At 46.4% G+C, this 24,268-nt stretch carries 16 protein-coding genes; 12 read left to right on the top strand and 4 right to left on the bottom strand.

Going from position 1 to position 24,268, the window contains the following annotated elements; genetic code table 11:
- Positions 1 to 40: 40 nt before the first annotated feature.
- The 3 genes from thiQ to thiB are packed head-to-tail and all read right to left on the bottom strand — an operon-like array spanning position 41 to position 3,313.
- Positions 41 to 736, bottom strand: coding sequence for a thiamine ABC transporter ATP-binding protein ThiQ (gene thiQ / locus Xbed_RS09850; RefSeq protein WP_086112753.1), 696 nt, complete (start codon positions 734 to 736; stop codon positions 41 to 43).
- Entirely contained in the window at positions 729 to 2,333 is a 1,605-nt protein-coding gene (thiP, locus tag Xbed_RS09845; RefSeq protein ID WP_086112752.1) for a thiamine/thiamine pyrophosphate ABC transporter permease ThiP, read from the bottom strand. The genes thiQ and thiP overlap by 8 nt, the downstream gene beginning before the upstream one ends.
- On the bottom strand, positions 2,309 to 3,313 hold the full coding sequence (thiB, locus tag Xbed_RS09840) for a thiamine ABC transporter substrate binding subunit (protein WP_086112794.1): 1,005 nt from the start codon (positions 3,311 to 3,313) through the stop codon (positions 2,309 to 2,311). Before thiB ends, thiP begins: the two co-directional genes overlap by 25 nt.
- 334 nt (positions 3,314 to 3,647) lie before the next feature.
- Between thiB and rppH the strand changes: the two genes are divergently transcribed.
- From rppH to recD, 12 genes are all read left to right on the top strand, one after another.
- Positions 3,648 to 4,178: an RNA pyrophosphohydrolase gene (rppH, locus tag Xbed_RS09835; protein WP_086112751.1), complete on the top strand. Its 531-nt coding sequence runs from the start codon at positions 3,648 to 3,650 to the stop codon at positions 4,176 to 4,178.
- Between the two features lie 9 nt (positions 4,179 to 4,187).
- Entirely contained in the window at positions 4,188 to 6,434 is a 2,247-nt protein-coding gene (gene ptsP / locus Xbed_RS09830; protein ID WP_086112750.1) for a phosphoenolpyruvate--protein phosphotransferase, read from the top strand.
- 76 nt (positions 6,435 to 6,510) lie between these two features.
- Entirely contained in the window at positions 6,511 to 7,401 is an 891-nt protein-coding gene (lgt, locus tag Xbed_RS09825; RefSeq protein ID WP_086112749.1) for a prolipoprotein diacylglyceryl transferase, read from the top strand.
- A complete protein-coding gene (thyA, locus tag Xbed_RS09820; protein WP_086112748.1) occupies positions 7,398 to 8,192 on the top strand; it encodes a thymidylate synthase in 795 nt (264 codons plus the stop codon). Before lgt ends, thyA begins: the two co-directional genes overlap by 4 nt.
- 278 nt (positions 8,193 to 8,470) lie before the next feature.
- Positions 8,471 to 9,076, top strand: coding sequence for a prepilin peptidase-dependent protein (locus Xbed_RS09815; protein ID WP_086112747.1), 606 nt, complete (start codon positions 8,471 to 8,473; stop codon positions 9,074 to 9,076).
- A complete protein-coding gene (locus Xbed_RS09810) occupies positions 9,073 to 9,720 on the top strand; it encodes a prepilin peptidase-dependent protein (RefSeq protein WP_244182460.1) in 648 nt (215 codons plus the stop codon). Before Xbed_RS09815 ends, Xbed_RS09810 begins: the two co-directional genes overlap by 4 nt.
- A gap of 7 nt (positions 9,721 to 9,727) precedes the next feature.
- A complete protein-coding gene (locus tag Xbed_RS09805; protein ID WP_244182459.1) occupies positions 9,728 to 10,186 on the top strand; it encodes a YgdB family protein in 459 nt (152 codons plus the stop codon).
- On the top strand, positions 10,183 to 10,566 hold the full coding sequence (locus tag Xbed_RS09800; protein WP_086112745.1) for a prepilin-type N-terminal cleavage/methylation domain-containing protein: 384 nt from the start codon (positions 10,183 to 10,185) through the stop codon (positions 10,564 to 10,566). Before Xbed_RS09805 ends, Xbed_RS09800 begins: the two co-directional genes overlap by 4 nt.
- Entirely contained in the window at positions 10,559 to 13,981 is a 3,423-nt protein-coding gene (gene recC, locus Xbed_RS09795) for an exodeoxyribonuclease V subunit gamma (RefSeq protein WP_086112744.1), read from the top strand. The genes Xbed_RS09800 and recC overlap by 8 nt, the downstream gene beginning before the upstream one ends.
- A gap of 19 nt (positions 13,982 to 14,000) precedes the next feature.
- Positions 14,001 to 16,898, top strand: coding sequence for a pitrilysin (ptrA, locus tag Xbed_RS09790; protein ID WP_086112743.1), 2,898 nt, complete (start codon positions 14,001 to 14,003; stop codon positions 16,896 to 16,898).
- 38 nt (positions 16,899 to 16,936) lie between these two features.
- A complete protein-coding gene (gene recB / locus Xbed_RS09785; RefSeq protein ID WP_086112792.1) occupies positions 16,937 to 20,602 on the top strand; it encodes an exodeoxyribonuclease V subunit beta in 3,666 nt (1,221 codons plus the stop codon).
- Between the two features lie 5 nt (positions 20,603 to 20,607).
- Positions 20,608 to 22,500: an exodeoxyribonuclease V subunit alpha gene (recD, locus tag Xbed_RS09780; RefSeq protein ID WP_208612225.1), complete on the top strand. Its 1,893-nt coding sequence runs from the start codon at positions 20,608 to 20,610 to the stop codon at positions 22,498 to 22,500.
- Between the two features lie 50 nt (positions 22,501 to 22,550).
- Here the strand turns inward: recD and argA are convergent, their stop codons facing one another.
- Positions 22,551 to 23,885 carry an amino-acid N-acetyltransferase gene (gene argA / locus Xbed_RS09775; protein ID WP_086112741.1) on the bottom strand — a complete coding sequence of 445 codons (1,335 nt, stop codon included), beginning with the start codon at positions 23,883 to 23,885 and terminating at the stop codon, positions 22,551 to 22,553.
- Positions 23,886 to 24,268 lie beyond the last annotated feature (383 nt).

Raw genomic sequence — 24,268 nt, 5'->3', positions numbered from 1 at the left:
TAGCGGTAACTTCTTGGATCGCGACTGAAAATCTGATGCCTCAACCTATCCCCAAAATCACCGCCTCATCCGCCTCTCCACTCACCAGCTTCTCGGTTGCCCCATCATAATGAATCTTCCCATCCACAATCAGCAAAGCGCGCGGAGCGATTTTTGCGGCATCATCAAGATTATGGGACACCATCATTAACGTGATTTGGCGCTCGGTGCAGACTTGATCCAGCAATTCCAGCATTTCATTACGCAAAGCAGGATCAAGTGCCGAAAACGGTTCATCCAGCAATAAGATCGGTTGATGGCGGACTAAGCAACGAGCCAGTGCTGCCCGCTGACGTTGCCCGCCGGAAAGTTGGGCGGGCAGACGAGGCAAAAACGCTTCCAGCGATACCTGAGTGGCAATCTGCTGGAGTGCCTGCTTTTGTTCAGCATTTAGTCGCAATCCGGGGTGCAATCCCAAGCCCATATTTTGCTCGATGGTTAAATGGGAAAACAGGTTGTTTTCCTGAAACAGCATCGAAACCGGCCGCTTGGAGGGCGGGGTGTGGGTATGGTTTTCGCCATCCAGCCAGATATGACCTTGTTCTGGAAACTGGAAACCTGCCATTAAACTTAACAAGGTGCTTTTACCCGCCCCGCTTGGGCCAAGGATCGCAATGCGTTCTCCGGCTTTTACTCTCACATTGAAATGCATGGTAAGGTGCTCATAAGTGTAAATGACATTTTCAAGTTTAATCATGGCGTCGGCTCGGTAGGCGTTCAATCACAGTGAATAAAATAAAACAAAGCAGGAGTAGCAGAAATGCGGTCACTGCACCATCCTGACCGCGATAGGCCCCAATTTGTTGATAAAGATAGAAAGGCAAAGTGCGAAAATCTTCGTTGCCAAATAAGGCGACAACCCCAAAATCGCCAATGGAGAGGACGCAGGCGAAAGCCAGTGCTTGTGCCAATGGAATTTTCAGCGCCTTAAGCTCAATTAAACGTAGCCGGTGAAGACCCTGAATATTGAGGGAACGACATAGGGGATTGTAGCGTTCCGCCAGATCACGCATGGGATTTTCCAATACTTTCAGAGCATAAGGGATCGCCATCAGTGCGTTGGTCAGGATAACCAATCCATAAGGTGATTGAGGTAGGCCAATAGTGGTGTTCAGCAGGAGAAAAAAGCCCGTGGCAAGGACAATTCCCGGCATGGCAAGAATCAATAAACCGCTGGTTTCCATCGCTTGCCCCCAGCGGGACAAGTGGCGTAAGCGCAGTTCGCGGCTGCTCCATAGCAGCATCATCGTGAGAATGACGCACAGCAATCCTGCGCCCAACGCGATAATGAGGGAAGTGATAAGAGCCTGCCATAAAGCGGGTTGGCTTAAGACACCCCAAATATCAGGGTTCAGGCCATCAATGATGACCGCCAAAAAAGGAGGGAGCAAAAGCAATAACGCCATGCCAATCAGTAAACCATCCGATAATTTTTGCAGCCATGAATCCTGCGGATTACGCCATTGTTGTTGATACCCGTAACCAACGGAAAGTACGCCCTTAAGTCTTTGGCTAAGAAGCACCAAACCGAGGCAGCAAAAAAGCTGGATCAAGGCAAGCAGGGCGGCATGGGCAAGATCGTAGTCATAACTGAGCGCCTGATAAATGGCAAGTTCAATGGTCGTTGCTGCCGGGCCGCCGCCCAGCGCAAGAACGATAGCGAAACTGGCAAAGCACAGCATGAAAATCAGGGCGCCAGTCGGCAGAATTTGACGGCGCAGATAAGGCCATTCCACAAAACGAAAATGCTGCCATTCGCTCATGCCAAGCTGGGCAGCGAGTTGGCGCTGCTCAATGGCAATATTTTCCAGAGATTGCAGCAATAACCGGGTTGCCATTGGCATATTGAAGAAAATATGTGCCAGTAGAATGCCTTTTAACCCGTAAGGTGTAAAACGATATTCAACGCCTATCCATTGGGCAATCGTTGCCAGCCAGCCGGTTTGACCATAAACGGTAAAGATGCCAAACAGAGCGACTAAAACTGGAAGAATCAATGTCATGGCGCATAAGCGCAGAAATAGGGTCTTGCCCGGAAAATGGCGACGGTAAAGTGCCCGGGCAAGAAAAATGGCCGGGGTGACCGAGAAGACCGCAGAGAGAAATGCCTGCCAGAAAGTAAACCGAATGACATGCCAGAGATAGCTGTCATTCAAGAATTCCTGCCAGTCGCTTTCAGGCGCGTTGAACCACAGCGTCCCGAATGCTGACAGGGCAACAACAATCAATAGGCCGGAGGCAATGACCCCCGGCAATAACCAACCCGCGATTAACGGCTTACAGCGCTTTGCCATGTACGGATCCATTTTGTACGGTGTTTTGCCACATTCTCTGCGTTGAATAGCAGCGATTTTTCAGGAACAGGAAGTTGTTTGAAAACGTCAGGCAAAGGAATATCAATGGCGGGATACATCCATTGAGTGGTTGGCAGAACTTGCTGGAATGCGGGTGAAATCATGAAATTCATGAATTTTTGTGCCAGTTCAGGCTGCTTGCTTGAGGCTAATTGAGCCGCGACTTCAACCTGCAAATAATGTCCTTCCTTGAATATGGCCGCCGCATAATTGTCTTTTTTCTCTGACATGATGTGATAGCCCGGTGATGTGGTATAGCTCAACACCATATCACCTTCACCTTTCAGGAACAGGCCATAGGCGTCACTCCAGCCTTTCGTGACAGTGAGCGTTTTTTTGGCGACTTTCTGCCACTCCTGTGCGGTTTTATTTCCATAGAGATCTTGCATCCAGAGCAGGAAACCCAATCCCGGCGTACTGGTGCGTGGGTCTTGATAAATTACTTTCCAATTCTGGTGACTATTGATTAATTCATCCATACTTCTTGGTGGATGAGGTAGGGTGTTTTTGTTGTAAATAAAAGCAAAATAGCCGTAATCGTAAGGAATAAACGTCGTATTGTTCCATGCGATGGGTAATTTCAGTTTTGAGGTATCAACGTGACTCGCTGTGAATAACCCTGTTTGTTGAGCCGCTTGAATCAGATTGTTATCCAAACCCAGCACGATATCTGCTGATGTTTTTTTGCCTTCCATTCTCAAACGGTTCAGCAAGGATACCCCATCTTCCAAAGCAACGAATTTCAGCTCACAACGACATTCTGTTTCAAACGCTTTTTTAATGGCTGGCCCGGCTCCCCATTCAGAGGCAAATGAATCATAAGTGTAAATTGTCAATGTGGGCTTCGCCTGGGCAGAGACACAAGCAGAAACCAATAGCGTACTGATAGCAATAAAGCTGAAAAATAATTTTTTAAACACTTTGCGCTCCTGTAGTTATAGCTATATCTATAAACATCAATAAATAACGTTTGTTATTCGCGGATGGCAAAGGATCTGAGAAGGTGCTAAATGAAAATTACATATGTTATATCAATGATTAGCATCCCAAATCCCTACGACGGTACTAGCAGGTTCAGGTTCGACGGGTTTGTTCTCAGCAAAACTGTTTCATCACGGCCGCACCCCGTTGAGATGGCGGTATTGTAGAGACTTCGGCTGCGTCTGCAAAGTCCAATCATAGAGGTTTACCGCTTGAGATGAGTGTGAAACAATTAGCTATCTTTTCAAATGTGTTTTATCAAGAGGTAGTCTGGTGATCGATGATGATGGCTACCGCCCGAATGTAGGAATTGTAATTTGTAATCGCCAAGGGCAGGTGTTATGGGCCCGCCGTTATGGGCAGCATTCCTGGCAGTTTCCTCAAGGGGGCATCAATCCGGGGGAATCACCAGAACAAGCGATGTATCGCGAGTTGTTCGAAGAAGTTGGTTTAAGTCGCAAAGATGTACGGGTTCTCGCCTCTACCCGGAGTTGGTTGCGTTACAAATTACCCAAGCGTTTGGTGCGTTGGGATACAAAGCCTGTTTGTATCGGGCAGAAACAACGTTGGTTTTTACTACAATTGCTGTGTAATGAAGCTGATATTAATGTGCAGCGCAGTAGAACGCCGGAATTTGATGGTTGGCGTTGGGTCAGCTATTGGTATCCTGTTCGGCAGGTGGTTTCCTTCAAACGGGATGTGTATCGCCGCGTGATGAAAGAATTTTCTCCCATTGTGATGCCGGTGCAGGAATCTGCTTCACAACTATATTCACCTTATTTACATCGTCGCAGAAGAAGTTAGGCTATTGTTATGCTCATGCGCTTACGGGAAATTGTCGAAAAGGTTGCCATGACCGCTAATTTATCTGAGGCGCTTGAGCTGCTGGTCAATGAAACTTGTCTGGCGATGAATACGGATGTTTGTTCTATCTATCTGGCCGATCATCAACGACATTGTTATTACCTGATGGCAACCAAAGGGTTGAGAAAACCCCGGGGAAAGGCGATTAGCCTGGCCTTTGATGAAGGTGTAGTGGGTGAAGTCGGGCGTCTGTCTGAATTAATCAATCTTGCCGATGTCCGTGAGCATCCCAGTTTTAAATATATCCCCCAAGTCAAAGAAGAAAGCCTGCGGGCTTTTTTAGGTGTGCCGATTATTTATCGCCGTCAGTTACAGGGGATCTTGGTCGTTCAGCAACATGAACGGCGGTTGTTTGATGAAAGTGAAGAATCTTTCATGGTGACGCTGGCGACACAGCTTGCGGTTATTCTCGCTCAGGTGCAGTCAAAAGGATTATTTGGTCAGTATCGTCAAACCCGGATTAAGGCGCTCGCCATTTCTAACGGCATTGTGATGGCCCAAGGATGGCAAGATTGCTCACAGCCTTTATTGGATCAGGTATCTGAGGCATTAACGCTGGATTATCAGGCTGAACGGTCGAGACTCACTCGCGCCCTGGAGCAGACAACAGCGGAATGCCGCCGGATTAGTAAACGTTTCACTGCCAGCTCACAGAAAGAAAGCGCGGCTATTTTTGACCTCTACTCTCATTTATTAAATGATCCCCAGCTCAAGCAAGATCTGTTTTACTCCGTCGATAATGGTTTTGTGGCGGAATGGGCAATCAAAACCGTGATTGAAAAATACGCCGAACAATTTGCCAGCCTGCAAGATCCCTACATGAGAGAAAGAGCTTCCGATTTGCGGGCGCTGGGGCAACGGGTATTATTTCATTTGGACGATTCTTTCACGGGTGCTGATCAGTGGCCGGAATACTTTATTCTGGTTGCCGATGAACTCAGTGCCAATTTATTGGCTGAAATGCCGCAGGAGCAATTGGCCGGCGTGATTGTGCGGGATGGCGCAACGCATTCCCACTCTGCGATCCTGGTTCGGGCGATGGGCATCCCCGCTATCATGGGGGCGGATATCCAGCCTGAGTTACTGCATAACCGGATGCTAATTCTGGATGGTTATCGCGGAGAGATCTTCATTGAGCCAGAGCCGCTGATTGCTCAGGAATATCGGCAGATCATTGAAGAAGAACAGGTTCTCAGCAAATTGGCCGAAGGTGAACAGCAGCAAAAAGCCCGGCTCAAGAGTGGGGAGCGGGTTTTAGTGCAACTTAACGCCGGCCTGAGTCTGAAACATGAACAGCACATAGCGGACAGTATTGATGGTGTCGGGTTATATCGTACAGAAATCCCCTTTATGCTACATAACGGTTTTCCATCAGAAGATGAGCAAAAAAATCGTTACCAAGAGATGCTGGAACTGTTCCCCGATCAACCTGTGGTATTGAGAACATTGGATATTGGGGCTGACAAACAACTTCCTTATATGCCGATTAGTGAAGACAACCCTTGTCTTGGCTGGAGAGGGATCCGCATCACGCTGGATCAACCAGAAATTTTTCTTATTCAGCTCAGGGCGATGCTGAAAGCCAATACCTGCACGGGTAATCTAAAAATACTGTTGCCGATGGTGACAAGCATTGAGGAAGTTGATGAAGCCCGAAAACTGATAGAGAGAGCGAAAACGGAAGTTGAGCAAGCCATCTCCGGCACACTCACCATGCCCCAGATTGGCATCATGATTGAAGTACCATCGACTCTTTTTCTGCTCCCACAGTTAAAGAAATGGGTTGATTTTGTTTCCATTGGCACCAATGATTTAACCCAGTATTTACTTGCGGTGGATCGCAATAATACCCATGTCGCTTCGCTGTATGATAATTTACACCCTGCGGTAATTAGGGCACTGAAACTGGCCTTTGATGAATGCCAACGCCTTGATCTTCCTGTTAGCATATGTGGTGAGATGGCCGGTTCACCCATGGGGGCACTCATATTGCTTGGTTTAGGTTATCGTAGCCTGAGCATGAGTGGCCGAAGCGTTCCACGTACCAAATACTTGTTGCGCCATTTGGATGTTCACGAACTGGAAGGCTTTATGAATGTTGTACTGAAAGCAGAAACCAGCCAGCAGGTAAAAACATTGTCGGCTGAGTTTATGGAATCGCACGGACTGGGAGGCTTAATTCGAGGTGGTATTTAAGCAAAATAATTCATTCGCACAAGATAATTTATCCGCATATCATTCATTCACACAACATTACTTTTAGCGGGGAACGATGAGCACTAGCTATCTGGAATTTCCTAAAATTGACCCTGTCATATTTTCCATCGGGCCTGTATCTCTTCACTGGTACGGTTTTATGTATCTGGTTGGTTTTGTTTTTGCTATGTGGTTGGCAAATCGTCGTGCGGCAAAACCAAACAGTGGCTGGAACAAAGTGGAAGTCGAGAACTTGCTGTATACAGGGTTTGTCGGGGTTTTTGTCGGTGGGCGCCTCGGTTATGTCCTGTTTTATAACCTCCCGATGTTCCTTGATAATCCCCTTTATCTGTTCAAGGTTTGGGATGGGGGCATGTCTTTCCACGGTGGGCTGATAGGGGTTATCTGCGCCATGTGGTGGTTTTCCCGCCGGACTAAACGTCACTTCTTGCAGGTCGCTGATTTCGTTGCTCCACTGATCCCTTTTGGTCTGGGAGTAGGGCGTATCGGCAACTTTATCAACGGCGAGCTATGGGGCCGTGTCACGCTTGATACGCCGTGGGCGATCCTGTTCCCGCATTCTCGCAGTGAAGACATTGCAATGGCGACAGCCGATCCTTCTTTATGGCCGATTCTGGAAGAATATGGTGTCCTGCCACGCCATCCATCACAGTTATATGAGATGGTGCTTGAGGGGATTGTACTGTTTATCATCCTCAATTTATTTATCCGCAAACCCCGTCCGATGGGCAGCGTTTCAGGACTGTTCCTGATTGGTTACGGCATATTCCGCATAATAGTCGAATTTTTCCGCCAGCCTGATGCACAACTCGGGTTATTCGACGGGATCAGTATGGGACAAATCCTTTCAGTTCCAATGATCTTAGTGGGAATTTTACTGATGATATGGGCATATAAATGTCCTCGCAACAAGATTCAAGACAACAAGATACAAGAGGCAAAATGAAACAGTATCTGGATTTAATGAAAAAAGTGCTGGAAGAAGGCACAGTAAAAGATGATCGCACGGGGACGGGGACGCTCTCTCTCTTTGGTCATCAGATGCGTTTCAATTTGCAAGACGGTTTCCCACTGGTAACCACCAAGCGTTGCCATCTTCGTTCCATCATCCATGAACTGCTTTGGTTCTTAAAGGGCGATACCAATACCCAATACCTGCATGATAATGGCGTGACCATCTGGGATGAATGGGCTGACGAAAATGGAGATTTAGGGCCGGTTTACGGTAAACAATGGCGCGCCTGGGGCTCGGCGGACGGTCGTCAGATCGATCAGCTAGCCCAAGTTCTTGAGCAATTGAAAAGTGATCCTAATTCACGCCGGATTATTGTTTCCGCATGGAACGTTGGCGAATTGGATAAAATGGCATTGGCGCCATGCCATGCTTTTTTCCAGTTCTACGTAGCAGATGGCAAACTGTCCTGCCAGCTTTATCAGCGCTCCTGTGATGTGTTTTTAGGATTGCCATTCAACATTGCCAGCTATGCTTTGTTAGTGCATATGATGGCTCAACAGTGTGATCTTGAAGTGGGTGACTTTGTTTGGACCGGCGGAGACACCCATCTTTACAGCAATCATATGGAACAAACTAAACTTCAATTAAGCCGTGAGCCGCGTGCGTTGCCTAAATTGGTGATTAAGCGTAAGCCTGACTCATTGTTTGATTATCGATTCGAAGATTTTGACATCGTGGATTATGATCCGCATCCGGGCATTAAAGCCCCGGTCGCGATTTAAGAAACTATTCCCATCGTTTCCAAACGAATACCAAATTGTTAAAGAGCGGGTTTTGCCTGCTCTTTTTACATTTATCATCAACGGTTCTCAAGATTAAAAATCAGCCCCTTATCACTTTTGCGTGTCGCTCCACAAATAAAATGAAAAAATCATTTCACGGTTATTCTTCTCGGAAATCGCTTCGCATAATGTGATTAATCGTCTTTTCATGTTGCTATGAATCAAAGATATTTTCAGCCGGAAAACGCACTCCTGAAATAGAAACAGAGAAAACGGATATGGCGAAAATAGGTTATGACGATAATGACGACAGAAAAAAATGCTCTGGGAATGACCTGATAAATAGTGCGGTAAATAGAAGGATAAATAGAAGCGTAAATAGCAAAATAAAGAGTCCCGAACAATCAGGCTTTACACTATTGGAGTTATTGATAGCGATGCTCATCATCTCCATCAGTTTGTCTTGTGGATTGTATTATTGGGGGAAATACCAAAAACGTCTGCGTTTGCAATCCGCCGTGCATAATGTTCTGTCATTTATGGAAAGACAACAGGCGTTGGCAAACTATTTGAATCAGGATCGCACCTTATGGGTGGTTATGGGGCATTCTTGGTGTTTGGTCTCGTCTGTAACCAAAATAGCTGCTTGCAGTGAAGGCGAGAGGGAACGAGTTAATTCTCCTCATGAAGATGTATTTTTGCCATTTTCCACGGATGATCGCATTAATTTTTATGGGATCAGAAATACAGCAATACCAGCCAGTTTTACTCTGGCGAACGCGGCTGGTGAAATTAGCATCGTAATTTCGGGACGCGGCCGGATTAGGACATGCAGCAATACAATGAGTCAACTGCCTAATTGTGAGGGAATAAAAAATCCATGATGCTGACGAATTTCTGTTTTAAACCTATTTTTTGTTTAAAACCTATTTTTTGTTTTAAACAAAAACAGGCTGGATTTTCCTTGCTGGAAGTGATGGCAGCCATGTTGATTAGCAGCGTAATACTGGTTGCCATGACCAAAACTTATCCGGTCTTATCTGGTCAAATTCTCGATCTCTATCGTCAATATCGGCTGCATTATCTGGTGAATAGAACCGTTTATTTGATGGAAAAAGATATCCGGCGGGCAGGTTATTGTCTGGATAAAAAATTGTGTGAAGGTGAGCCATTGATGATTAAAAATAAAAATACGGAATTGCCCAATTCCTGTTTTATTGTCGCTTTTGATCTCAATTTAAATCATCGATGGGAAAAACCTGATCATATTGAATCCGAGTTTTTTGGTTATCGCCTAAATAACCGGGCTCTCGAATGGAAAAGAGGCGCGGGTGATTGTCAGGAAAATGGCTGGGAACGGTTATTTGACCCAAAAGAGATCGTGATTGAGACCTTTCATCTTGAAAAATCACAGGCAAAAGGGGAACTGATTTTTGTCACTTTATCCATCACAGCCCGGTGGCTGAAATCTCCACTTATTGTATATCGCCATCAAACGACGATCCGATTGCGTAATGTCAGGGAGTGAAGAGGATATGGCAGATAGGCAACAGGGAAATGTTTTACTGGTCTCTATCATGATGTTATTGGCGTTGAGCTTAATGATGTTGAAAGCGCTGCATTATCAACAGGAAAACGCGCTGCTCATGATGATGGATGAACAAAATTATTTAAAGGCTTTTCTGCGGGCAGAATCATCACTGGCATGGGGCAAAGTGCAGTCATGGCAGATCAATCAACCAGAAATGGAGGGCTGGCTTTGTTTGCAGCAGGCTGAATTTAATTTGCATAGTTGCTTAAGGCGTTATTCGGATGATCTTTTTTTATTAAAAGGCATTGCCCAACTTACGTCAGGGGAAAATGTTGAACTTTATCAATGGATGAAACAGATGAAACACGTAAATCAAGATACACTTATTTCTAGTGGGCTGATCCCCGTTGAAAGTGGTTGGTTGGATTTTTGTCCGGTTCCTCAGGCTGAGTTTTGTTTATGAAAAGAGTCCATCAAGCTGAGAGTCAAGGGGGCATGAGTTTGCCAGAAGTCTTGGTGGCATCGGTAGTATTTGCGATCTCTCTATTGGGTTTAATGCGCTACCATCAGGCATTGTCAGCAAATTTTCAGCAATACTGGGGACAACTTAACGCAATGCGCTATGCCCATGATCAGTTGGAGCAGTATGAACGTTTGCAGGGGCTGATAGGTTCAAATCAAACAGAGGGAGAAATGGCATCAAGGCAGAAATGGAACATGGAGTTTCAGCGAGATTTTCACTCTCAGGGATGCTTTCGGGTAACCGTTAAATTGACAGTACATTACAATAAACCGAGTAAATTAGAACGCTGGTTTTGTGCAAGTGGGAGCATTGATGTTTAGAGTTTACCATTCAAATCAACTCGATATTCTTAAGGAGTTGATGGCGATATTGATCGGGGAAAACCCCCTTTCTGACCCATTTGGCAAAGAAATGATTTTGGTTCAAAGCCCGGGAATGTCACAGTGGTTGCAAATTCAGTTGGCAGAAAAACTGGGCATTGCTGCGAACATGGAATTTCCGCTTCCTGCGACGTTTATCTGGCAGATGTTCACTCAGATATTACCCGATGTCCCTAAAGATAGTGCGTTTAGCAAGGATGCCATGAAATGGAAGTTAATGACATTACTGCCTAATTTGTTAACGGAACCCGAATTTTCAGCACTCAGGCACTATCTTGATCAGGATATCGATAAACGTAAAATCCACCAGTTAGCGGGTAGGGTTGCCGATCTATTCGACCAATATCTGGTTTATCGTCCGCAATGGTTAGAGAGCTGGGAAAACGGTCAATTAATTGATGGGTTGAGCAACAATCAATTGTGGCAAAAAAGACTCTGGTCTGAACTGACAGAATATACTCATCAGCTACAACAGCCAATGTGGCACCGCGCCAATTTATATCACCGATTTATAGAAACCTTGGCCAATGGAAATTTTCCATTGGCCAACCTTCCCTCACGTATTTTCATCTGTGGAATATCTGCATTGCCCCCCGTTTATCTGCAAGTCTTTCAGGCATTGGGACAACATATTGATATTCATCTGATGTTTACTAACCCGTGCCAATATTATTGGGGAGATATCCAGAGTTATGCGTTCCTTGCCAAGTTAAACAGCCGTAAACCCAAACATTATAAAAGCAGAAAATTGCTGGAAAGATTCAAAGATCCTGATAATGCGCCATCACTCTTCAATGAAGAAGGGGAACAGTATCTGAATAATCCACTCTTGGCATCCTGGGGAAAATTGGGCAGGGATAACCTCTACCTGCTGTCACAATTAGAGCCGGATTCCGATGTTCATGCTTTTGTTGAACTGGAATCTGACTGCATCTTGCATCAAGTCCAACGGGATATCCTTAATCTTGAAGATCATACTCAGATTGGTTCTACGGATATTACTTTCAAAAATAGTTTAAAAAAACGCCCGTTTGACAGTGCGGATCGTTCCCTGACTTTTCATTCATGCCATAGTCCACAAAGGGAAGTCGAAGTGTTGCAGGATCAGATCCTGCATTTGTTGGATAATGACCCCTTGCTGTTACCGAGGGATATCATTGTGATGATGGCTGATATTGACAGCTACGCCCCCTATATTCAGGCGGTTTTCGGCAATGCACCCGATGATCGCTATATCCCTTTTGCCATTTCTGACCGTAAAGTTCGTCAGGCGCACCCTGTTTTACAGGCATTCATGACGTTGTTGGATTTACCGCAGAGTCGATTTACGGCCGAGCAGGTGCTGGCATTATTGGAAGTGCCGGCTTTAGCCTGTAAATTTGAGATTCAGGAAGAGGGGCTGCGTTTATTGCGGCGTTGGGTAAAAGAATCAGGGATCTGCTGGGGGCTGGATGATGACAATATCGAGGCATTGTCTTTGCCTGCTACAGGGCAGAATACCTGGCGCTTTGGCCTGATGAGGATGTTATTGGGTTATGCGATGGATAGCCATGCGGGGCCGTGGAATGAGGTGTTGCCTTATGATGAATCCAGTGGCCTTGCTGCTGAACTTGCCGGACAGCTCGCCGAGTTTTTAATGGAACTGAATCGCTGGCGTAAAATTTTGAGTGAAGCACAGCCATTGTCGGATTGGTTGGCCGTCTGTCCGCAACTGTTGGACACTTTTTTCGCAGCGGATGATGAAATTGAACTGGTATTGGCACTGATCACGCAGCAATGGCAAAAAGTGATTGATAACGGCCTTAATGCTCATTACAACGAGCATGTCCCTTTGGTGCTATTGCGTGATGAATTGGCGTTTCGTTTTGATAATGAGAAGATCAGCCAGCGCTTCTTAGCCGGATCACTTAATTTTTGTACCCTGATGCCCATGCGCTCCATCCCTTTTAAAGTTGTCTGCCTGTTGGGAATGAACGATGGTGTTTATCCGCGCACAATCTCTCCGCTTGGGTTTGATCTTATGGTGGAAAAGACGCAGCGGGGGGATAGAAAACGGCGTGATGATGACCGTTATCTCTTTCTGGAAGCGTTGGTTTCAGCGGAGAAATTTTTTTATATCAGCTATATCGGTAAATCGATTCGGGATGATACCGAGTGCAACCCCTCTGTTTTGGTCAATGAGCTACTGGATTATGTCTGCCAGAGCTTTTGTCGATCGGGTGATGAAATGCTGAATGTTGATGACAGTGCGAAAAATGCCAGAGATCATTTGCTTTCACAGCATACCCGGGTTCCTTTTGCGACAGAAAATTTCCTGCCTGACCATAACTTACAAAGTTATGCCACAGAATGGCTGCCCGCAGCGACGCAGCAGGGCATTTCAGGGGCTGATTTCTGCCAGCCGATTGCTTTTGATCGTGGTGCAGTAAAAGAAATTGGATTGGATGAATTGATCCGTTTTTATCGCCATCCTGTCAGGGCCTTTTTTCAGCAACGACTAAAAGTCCATTTTGTTATTGAAGAGAGGGAACTACCTGAAGAAGAACCTTTTGTCCTGGATAATCTGCAACGTTATCAATTTAACCAACTGTTACTCAGTATCTTGATAGAACAAGGAGCACCAGAGTCTTTGTTCCATCATCTCCGGGCATCAGGGGGATTGCCATATGGCTCTTTTGGTGAGGTCTATTGGGAAGAACAATTGGGTTCCATGCGGCCATTGGCGGATAAAGTCCGTGAAGAAAGAACGGAGACTTTCTCCATCAACTTGTATGAGGAACTGAACAGCGTAATATTGACCGGAAAAATCAATCAGGTACAGCCTGATGGAATTTTACGTTGGCGTCCGGCGAACTTAACGGCCAATGATAGTATCCAATTATGGATTGAACATCTTGCCTATTGCCTTTCAGGTGGAACCCGCGAAAGTCGCATGTATGGAACGGGGAAAAAAGACAAAAGAGAGAAGGAGGGTAAAAATGTGCCGGATTGTCGATTCCTGCCAGTAGGGCAGGATGAAGCGAGAAACTATCTGAATCAGATGGTAGAAGGCTATTTTCAAGGGATGTCTGAACCTCTCCCCCTCTTTTGTCGAAGCGGTTGGGCATGGTTGATGGATTGTTTTAACAAGCAAAGTCAGGAAATCGACTTTAGTGAGGAAGCTCAACAAAGTGCTGAAAGTAAGCTGATGGAACAATGGCTGGGAACACATGATAAAAAAGGCGAAAGTTACGATCACTATGTACAACGGGCTTTCCGGCAAGTTGATCAATCACTTTTGGCGCGTATGAAACGCGAAATTCAGCGCTATTTGTTGCCTATGGCCCGGTATTCAAATGGCTCGTTGTTCAAATAAATAGGGAGAATATTAGGTTATGCCTAAGTATATTATCCGCATCATGATGATGTTTGTTCTGCTACTGTGTGGGGTAACGAGTGGGGTAACCGCATATGCCCAATCGCTGTGGCAACCATTGCCGGAGACGATCCACAAAAGTGATCGCGATCCTCGCCAATATAAAGCCATTCAATTGCAAAATGGTATGACCGTCCTACTGGTTTCTGATGAAAAATCCATTAAATCATCGGCCGCCGTTTCGCTTCCGGTCGGTCATATGGAAAATCCAGATAACCAGCTTGGTTTGGCTCATTATTTGGAACACATGGTATTAATGGGTTCTAAGCGCTACCCTCAAGCCGGTGGTTTTACTGACTTTCTGCAAAAACATGGCGGAAGCCATAACGCGATGACCACATCGAGCAGTACGATATTCTATTTAGAAGTTGAAAACGGCTCCTTGACGGAAGCCGTTGATCGTCTGGCTGACGCACTGGCTGAACCGCTGTTGGATCCGGAGAATGCGGATCGTGAGCGCCATGCCGTTGATAATGAAATGACCATTGCCCGTGCGGGTGAAGGGCATCGCATTTGGCAAATCCGTTCAGAAACCCTCAATCCTGCTCATCCTAACGCTCGCTTTGCCGGTGGAAATCTAGAAACACTCAAAGATAAATCCGACAGCAAATTACACACGGCACTGATTGATTTTTACCAACGCTATTACTCCGCCAATTTGATGAAAGGGATCGTGTATGGGAATCAATCGATAGACAAACTGGCAGAGCTGGCAGCGGAAACTTTAGGCCGTGTTCCAAACCGACATGCGTCAGTGCCTGCCATTACAGCACCGGCAATCACGGATAAAGAAAAAGGCATCATCATCCATTATGTACCTGCACAGCCTCATAAATCCTTGCATCTGGAATTTAGCATTGCTGATAACAGCGCTGAATTTCGCAGCAAAACAGATCAATATATCGGGTACTTGATTGGTAATAACAGCCAAAATACGCTATCTGACTGGTTACAAAAGCAAGGATTAATCGAAAATATCAGTGCTTCCGCAGATCCAAAAGTAGATGGTAACTCAGGAACATTTAGTATTTATGTTTCATTAACGGATAAGGGATTGAAACAGCGCGATCAGGTTATTGCCGCCATTTTTTCCTACATCAATCTGTTAAAACAACAGGGCATTCAAAAGAGTTATTTTGATGAAATGGCGAAAGTGCTCAATTTGTCATTCCAGTATGCGTCCATCGTGCGGGATATGAACTACATTGGGGGATTGTCCTATGCCATGCTGGAGCTGCCTGTTTCCCATGTGCTGGATGCCTATTCCCTTACAGAAAACTTCAACCCAAAAGCGATAGCCAGCCGTTTGAGCGAGCTGACGCCTGAAAATGCCCGTATCTGGTTTATCAGCCCAACAGAGCCACATAACAAAGAGGCTTATTTTGTTCAGGCTGCGTATCAGGTGGATAAAATCACGCAGAAACAGCTAACGGAATGGACAACGCTCGAAAAAAGTACCTCTTTCTCTCTGCCTGAGTTGAATCCGTATATTCCTGATGATTTGTCCCTGATTAAAACCGCTGATCGCCAAAAACATCCTAAAATTATTTTGGAACAGCCAAATGTTCGCTTGCTTTATATGCCTAGCCAATATTTTGCGGATGAACCCAAGGGCAGTATTGCATTGGAGATGCGCAATCCCAATGGATTGAAAAACATTAAAGATCAAGTTTCAGATACGTTATTGAATTATTTATCTGAGCTGGCACTGGACCAACTGAGCTATCAGGCGTCGGTTGGGGGCATGGGAATATCTACGGGTTATGCTAATGGCCTGAGGATCGGAGTCAGCGGCTATACACAACATTTACCCGAGTTGTTAACTTCAGTGATTAACCGGTTCATTTCGTTTACACCAACACAGGCAGAGCTGGATCAGGCAAAATCGTGGTATCGGATGCAACAGGACGTCGTCAATAATAGCAAAGCCTATCAAATGGCTATGCAGCCTGTTTCGCGCCTTTCGGGTACGCCTTACTTTGAACAGGCTGATAAATTGAAGGTGCTGGATACCATCACCATTGATGATATTGTGAAATACCGCCAGATGATGATCCAACATTCGGCTTTACAAGCGCTGATCTTCGGTAATTTCACGGAACAGCAGAGTATCCATATCGTTCAGTCGGCACAGAAACAGCTCGCCAATCAGGGAACGGTGTGGTGGACGGGCGATCATCTTGTGGTCGATCGCAATTATGCGGTTGATTTTAAGGGAACGGCGAACAGCACGGATAACGCGTTGGCTGAAATCTATATTCCAACCGGGTATGACCGCACCCTTGGCCATGCCTATTCCGGTTTGCTGAGTAGCATTTTGTCACCATGGTTCTTTGATCAATTGAGAACGACAGAGCAACTTGGCTATGCCGTCTTTGCTTTCAGCCAAAATGTAGGCGAACAGTGGGGATTAGGTTTTCTGTTACAGAGTAACAGCAAGCAACCGGACTACCTGCACCAACGCTACCAGAATTTCTATCAACAGGCGGATAAGAAATTGAAAGCAATGCCTGATGCCGAATTTGAACAGTATAAAAAAGCCTTGCTGACAGAAATGCGTCAACCGCCGGAGACTTTTTATGCCGAAATAGGGCGTTATAATTTTGATTTTGGACGCAATAATTTCAAATTTGATACGCGAGAGAAAAATATTGCCGCCATGGAGAAAGTGACGAAAGCACAACTGATTGAGTTCTATGAAAAAGCGGTGATCAAACGTCAGGGATTGGCATTGATGTCCCAAATTACCGGGAAAAAAGGCACTGCTCATCAATATGCTGAACTGAAAGGCTGGAAAACTTACGATTATGTGTCAGATTTCCAGAAACAATTACCGGTTAAGGCGAATGCTCAGTGAGCAAAGAAACACCGGGCTATGAAAGACTGGGCACGCAGATGCAATCCCATAAACTTAACCCGCTAACATTGCCGCTGCATGGTCAGCGGCTGATCGAGGCTTCAGCAGGCACAGGAAAGACCTACACGATAGGGTTGCTTTATCTGCGCCTGTTACTGGGACTGGGCGGCTCTGCCGCCTTTTCCCGGCCGCTGAATGTTGAGGAAATTCTGGTTGTCACCTTTACGGAAGCGGCAACGGATGAATTGCGTGGGCGTATCCGCGAAAATATCCACCAGCTTCGTTTGGCCTGCATACGGGAAGAAACGGCTGTGAGTGATCCGGCCTATCAGCAATTGCTGGATGAAATTCCTGATAAAGAGATCGCCGCTAACTGGTTATTAGCCGCTGAACGCCAGATGGATGAAGCGGCGATTTATACTATCCACGGATTTTGTCAGCGGATGCTGGTGCACAATGCGTTTGAATCCGGTGTGCTGTTTGATCAAACCCTGATTCAGGATGAGAGCCAACTGCGTAAACAAGGCTGTGCCGATTTCTGGCGGCGTCACTGTTATCCCCTGCCACTGCCTATTGCCTCAGAGATCAGCCGAATATGGAGTGGGCCGGAAGCCTTGCTGAAAGATATCTCTGACTATTTGCACGGGGATATGCCGTATATCGTCAATGCCCCTGATAGCGATGAAACCCTGTTTAGCCGCCATCAGAAAATCATTGAGCAAATTGATGTGATAAAACGTCAGTGGAATGAGGCTGCCGCTGATTTACCCGATCTTATTGCTAATTCCGATGTTAATAAGCGCAGCTATAGCAGCCGGTATTTATCCACTTGGTTAAGTAATATCTCTGAATGGGCTAAATCACCCACGAAAGATTATCAGCTTGCGAAGGACTTGGAGAGATTTAGCCAATCACACTTGCTGGAAAAGACGCCAAAAGGCGATGCTCCACGGCATCCGTTGTTTGAAGCTATTGATGAGTTATATCAGCATCCACTGACATTGAAAGATATCATTATTGCTAAGGCGATTGTTGAAGTTCGCCAGTCGGTGAATCACGAAAAGTTGATGCGTGGCTACATGGGGTTTGATGATTTGCTGACCCGTTTGGACAGTGCGTTGAGGCGTACAGGGGGCGAGCGGCTGGCAGCGACTATCCGCCAACGTTATCCGGTCGCGATGATTGATGAATTTCAGGATACTGACCCCCAGCAATATCGCATTTTTCAGGCGATATATTGCGATCAACCAGCAAATAAGCCGCCAGAAGAGCCATCATCAGAAAATGGCTTGCTGTTCATTGGTGATCCTAAGCAGGCGATTTATGCGTTCCGTGGTGCGGATATTTTTACCTATATCCGTGCCCGTTCCAATGTCAAGGCTCATTACACGCTGGAGACTAACTGGCGCTCTTCCGCACCGATGGTGCGGGCAGTCAATAAACTGTTTTCTCAGGCAGAACGTCCATTTTTGTTTGCACAAATCCCATTCATTAATGTGAACGCAGCGGAAAAAAATCAGGGGCTGAATTTCTCCTTACATAATGAGGAACAGGCTGCATTGCGATTTTGGTTACAGCCCGGTGAAGGGGTTACCAAAGGGAAATATGAACAAAGTATGGCACGGTTATGCGCCGCCCAGATTCGGGATTGGTTGCAAGCCGGGCAAGAAGGTAAGGCACTTTTGTTCAGGGCAGGAAACAGTCGTCCTGTGATGGCGGCGGATATTACGGTATTGGTGCGTGATCGCCGGGAGGCAGCGTTAATCCGTAAAGAATTGAACACATTAAAGATACCGTCGGTATTTCTTTCTAACCGGGAAAGTGTATTTGATACCCCCGAAGCCAAAGATCTACTTTGGTTATTACAGGCGGTATTGTCGCCAGAGAAGGCCCGAGAGCTGAGAAGTGCATTAGCCAGTAGTTTATTTGGCCTGAGTGCGCAGCAAATCGATCAACTGAATCACGACGAAACCGCTTGGGATCGTCTGGTTGATGAATTTGATGGTTATGCCCGTTTGTGGCGTACACGGGGGGTATTGCCGATGCTGCGGGCCGTGATGGTGAAATATCAGATAGCGGAAAACTTGCTGGCCGGGGATGACGGTGAGCGCAGGCTGACGGATGTTATGCACATTGGGGAGTTATTGCAGGAGGCATCCCTGCAACTGGATAGCGAACATGCGGTTGCCCGTTGGCTGGCGCAACAGATTTCTCGCCCTAATCCACAAGCAGAAGCCCAGCAAATGAGGCTGGAGAGTGATCGACATTTGGTGCAGATCTGTACTATCCATAAATCAAAAGGGTTGGAATACCCCTTGGTTTGCCTACCTTTCATTTGTGGTTATCGGAAGCAGAAACAGGCGGTTTATCATGATCGCCATAATTTCGAGACTCATCTCAGTATTTCCCATGATGATGAAAAGCTGAAAGAAGCCTTGGAGCTGGCTGATGAAGAGCGCTTGGCAGAGGATTTACGCTTACTCTACGTTGCATTAACACGTTCGATTTATCACTGTAGCATGGGTGTGGCGCCGCTGATTAAGGGAAACAGAGGAAAAAGCGGGGATACCGATTTACATTTGTCTGCCCTTGGATATCTGTTGCAAAAAGGGCAGAAAGGCAATGCAGAATTGCTGCTAAATCGCTTAAATGAGCTTTGTGATGACAGTGACAGTCCTTGTAATAACAGTATAGAAGTCAGTCTGGTAGAGGACATGGCTGATGAGCAATGGTGTTCACAAAGCGAAATGCCCTTTTCGCTGGAGGCGAGAAGATTTCAGCGCTCTATTCGGGATGATTGGCGTGTGACGAGCTATTCAGGCTTACAACATTCAGCTTCCCACACGATGTCAAATACGCTTTCCCGTGATCGTACCAGTGCATTTGGGGAGTCAGTGGATGTCATCGTGCAATCCATTGCCCCGAAGCTGGATATTGATGCGCGAGGCGAAAAACAGGGGGAGCAATCGTTGCAGATGACCCCACATACTTTTCCTCGCGGGGCTTCAGCGGGAACGTTCCTGCATAGTATTTTGGAAGATATGGATTTTTCCCATCCTCCGGATCAAACTTGTCTGGCAGAAAAACTGGCAGCATCGGGATTTGATGAAAATTGGGCGCCGGTATTGCAACAGTGGGTAGAAGATATTCTGCGTGCAGCGCTGAATGAGCAAGGAATGCGGCTTGCCGATGTTCCCCGCCATCTTCAGCAAAGTGAAATGCAGTTTTATTTACCGGTGGATAAGGTACTGCATTCAAAAGCGCTGGATGCACTGACCCGTCGTTATGATCCGCTGTCAGCACAATGTGCACCGTTGGACTTTCATCAGGTCAAAGGCATGTTAAGAGGGTTTATTGATTTGGTTTTTTGCTGGCAGGATAAGTTTTATGTGGTGGATTACAAATCAAACTGGTTGGGAGAAAGCAGCCTGTCATATACGCAGGAAGCGATGGCCAAGGCGATGATAGATCACCGTTACGATTTACAGTATCAACTCTATACTTTGGCTCTGCACCGTTATTTGCGTCACCGATTGGTGCATTATGATTATCGTCAGCATTTCGGTGGAGTGATCTACCTGTTTTTGCGCGGTATTGATAAAAATAACCCCGGACAGGGTATTTATCACTATTTACCCCCCGTTGAGTTTATTGACGAACTGGACACGCTTTTCAGTGCGGCGGCTGAGGAACAAAGCGCATGAATTCCATGATGTCATTATTACAACAAGCCGTAAGCCAGAAATTGTTGCGTCCGCTGGATGTACAGTTTGCTTATGCGATGATTGAAGATGAACATCCGCTGTTACTGCTGATTACGGCCTGGTTGAGTGCTGAATCAGGGGCAGGGCATGTGTGTTTACCTCTGGAACGGATCTCACCGGAATATTTATTTGAAGGCAGGCAGCCTGAGTTGGCGGCTGCGCTTTGGTCTTTGGCCGGTGAGCCTGATCAAGGGCAAATTATTGCGGCTTTGCAGGCATGTCAGGCCGTGAGTTCGGGAGAATTTCCTACTCCGATGATCCTGTCGCATCAAGGTATTTCTGACTACCGTTTATATTTACAACGCATGTGGCAGAGTGAACGGCGTGTGGCGGATTTTTTTGCCACGGTCGAATTGACGGAAGTTCTTGATGAAATGCAGCTACGTCGCATTTTGGATGAGCTTTTTGGTGACACGATCGAAGGGGAAATAGATTGGCAGAAAGTGGCGGCGGCAGTTGCTGTGACCAGCCGTATTGCTGTTATTTCCGGTGGGCCGGGAACAGGGAAAACAACAACCGTGGCTAAGTTGTTGGTTGCCCTTATTAAACTGCATGAAGGGCAGCCGTTAAGCATTCAATTAGCTGCCCCAACGGGCAAGGCAGCGGCAAGATTAACGGAGTCGCTCAGGGAAGCGGTCAAGAAACTCGCTTTAACCCCAGAACAATGGCGCAGCATTCCAGAACAGGCGCAAACCCTCCATCGTTTACTGGGCGCACAGCCGGATAGCCAGAAACTTCGTTATGATCGTCATCATCCTCTGTCCCTTGATATTTTGATCATTGATGAAGCCTCAATGGTGGATTTACCGATGATGGCACATTTGATTGATGCGTTACCCTCGCGGGCGAAAGTGATTTTCTTGGGAGATAAAGATCAGTTGGCGTCGGTCGAAGCCGGGGCGGTATTGGGGGATATTTGCCGTTTTGCTGAACAGGGATATAGCGCCAGCCGTGCCGAACAATTGGAACGCTTGACGGGATGTCAGTTAATGCCTTATTCCACCGCCCATTCTGGTGACAAATATTCTGACGGCAAATTTTCGGCAGTACGGGATTGTTTATGCCTGCTGCGCAAGAGTTATCGTTTCAATTCGGCTTCGGGTATCGGGCAATTGGCATCGGCGGTGAATCAGGGAAACCGAATGGGAGTATCTGCGGTGCTGAATCACTCTTTTCCTGACGTTGACTTCAATCCCCTTTCAGGGGAGGACGATTATCAGCGTTTGTTGGTAGAAACTGCCGCAGGTTACTATCAATATTTGGCGATGGTGAATGAACGGGCTTCAGAAAAAGCCATTTTGGCGGAGTTTAACCGTTTTCGGCTACTGTGTGCCTTAAGGGAAGGGCCATTTGGTGTCACCGGATTGAATCAGCGGGTGGAGCAACTGCTGCACAGAAAAGGCATTATAATGCTACCCGGAAATAGAGAGAGCCGGGGTTATTCTGGGCGTCCGATCATGATATTACGGAATGACAGTACCCTCGGACTGTTTAACGGCGATATCGGGATTATGCTCAAGAATGAGGATAATGAGCTGAAAGCGTATTTTCAGTTATCCGATGGGCAGATTAAGGGATTCCAGCCGAGCCGATTGCCGCAACATGAAACCGCTTATGTGATGACGGTACACAAATCTCAGGGTTCAGAATTTGAACATACGGCCTTGGTATTACCGACCCAATATTCACCGATAGTCAGTCGGGAATTGGTGTATACCGCACTGACGCGGGCACGGGAGAAACTGACCCTTTATGCCCATAAGCCGGTGCTGGACAAGGCGGTGGCTATGGCAACCCAGCGGCGAAGCGGGTTGGCAGAATGGCTGAATCAGCCGTGAAACCGTTTACTTGGCCTGAGTCGGAGTGACTCAGGCCAAAGCGCGCAAAGTCAATGGGGCTGTAAATCCAGCACCAAGATTTTGGAGCAGCGCTGGTAGTTATACAATGCCTGTTTTTCCACTGGCAATGTCTCAATTCCGGCGGGTTCAAAGCCTTTCTCTTGAAACCAGTGAATACTGCGGGTTGTAAGCACAAAAAGTTTCTCTAAACCTGTCTGTTTGGCCTGATGGATAATGGCATTGAGCAGCACTTCCCCTCTGGAAGAGCTGCGATAATCTGGATGCACGGCAACACAGGCCATTTCCCCGATTTTTTCATCAGGATAAGAATACAGGGCCGCACAGGCTATGGTGACGTTATCGTGTTCTATCAGAGTGAACTTATCGATCTCCATTTCCAGTTGTTCCCGTGAGCGGCGTACTAAAATGCCCCGCTGTTCCAATGGACGAATCAGCTCAAGAATGCCACCAATATCGTTGATATTGGCACGGCGAATTTGTTCGGAGCGCTCCATAACAATTTGGGTGCCGATGCCCTCGCGGGAGAATAACTCCTGAATCAGCGAACCATTTTCCTGATAACTGATTAAATGACTGCGGCGAACCCCACGGCGGCAGGCTTTGATCGCTCCCCGCAAAAAACGTAATGTTCCTGAATAGTGATCATCGGCATTTTCCAATTCATGCAGGCAGGCTTCTCCTTCATTGGGGAACATTTCTGATAAGGTATTGCCTTCAGTATCAAGTACACCTTGTGATGAACAGAAACCGATTAATTTCTCCGCTTTTAGCTTGATCGCCAGTTGTGTCGCAATCTCTTCAGATGTCAGGTTGAAACTTTCTCCCGTGACGGAAACCGCAACCGGCCCAATCAGGACAATGGCGTTCTTATCCAATTGCTGGTTGATGGCTTCTTCATCAATGCGGCGTATTCTGCCACTATGGCAATAATCGACCCCATCATCGACTCCCAAAGGCTGGGCAATGATGAAATTACCGCTGACAACATTAATATTTGCACCTTGTGACGGTGTATTGCTCAGGCTCATGGAAAGACGTGCCGTAATATCCAGTTGTAACAGACCCGCAGCCTGTTTAACCAGATCTAACGTCCTGGCGTCAGTCACTCTGGTGTGTTTGTGATAAAACGATTGGTAATTGTGTTCGGCAATATTTTGTTCGATTTGTGGGCGGGCACCATAAACGACAATTAAACGAATGCCCAAATTATGCAGCAATCCAATATCGTTGACGATGTTGGGAAAATTCTCATGGGCGATGGCTTCCCCTCCCAGCATAATGATAAACGTTTTACCCCGATGTGCATTGATATAGGGAACTGAATGCCGGAAGACTTCAACTAATTCGGTACTGCGCTCGCTCATGAAACCCCCTTTGATTGAATTTTTATTCTGATTTTCTGTATTTTTATTCTTTTTAAAAAGAAATGGCAAGAGGAAATATGGATAAAAATAACGTTATTATTTATATTGGTATAATAACTGAGAGAGCAAAAAATGCTTTTTTTGATGACAGCGATTCGTTAATTAATTAGAGTGCCCGCCTGACTATACCCCACATAATTCGAGTTGCATCGCGGCGGCAAGGGAGCGACAAATTCGTCGGGAACGAATTTGCCCAGCCAAAGGCTGGCCTCCGGTGAGAGGCAGGAGCCTCTCAGTAATCCTCAGGAGCATAGATAACTCTATGTTTATAAGAACGGTGACTGGGGTGAGTGAGTGCAGCCAACAAAGAGGCAGCTTGAAGT

The sequence above is a fragment of the Xenorhabdus beddingii genome (genome assembly GCF_002127545.1).
In the GTDB taxonomy this organism is placed as follows: Bacteria; Pseudomonadota; Gammaproteobacteria; order Enterobacterales; family Enterobacteriaceae; genus Xenorhabdus; species Xenorhabdus beddingii.
The sequence above is the reverse complement of the archived record's forward strand: the minus strand, read 5'-3'. Positions and strand labels throughout refer to the sequence as shown.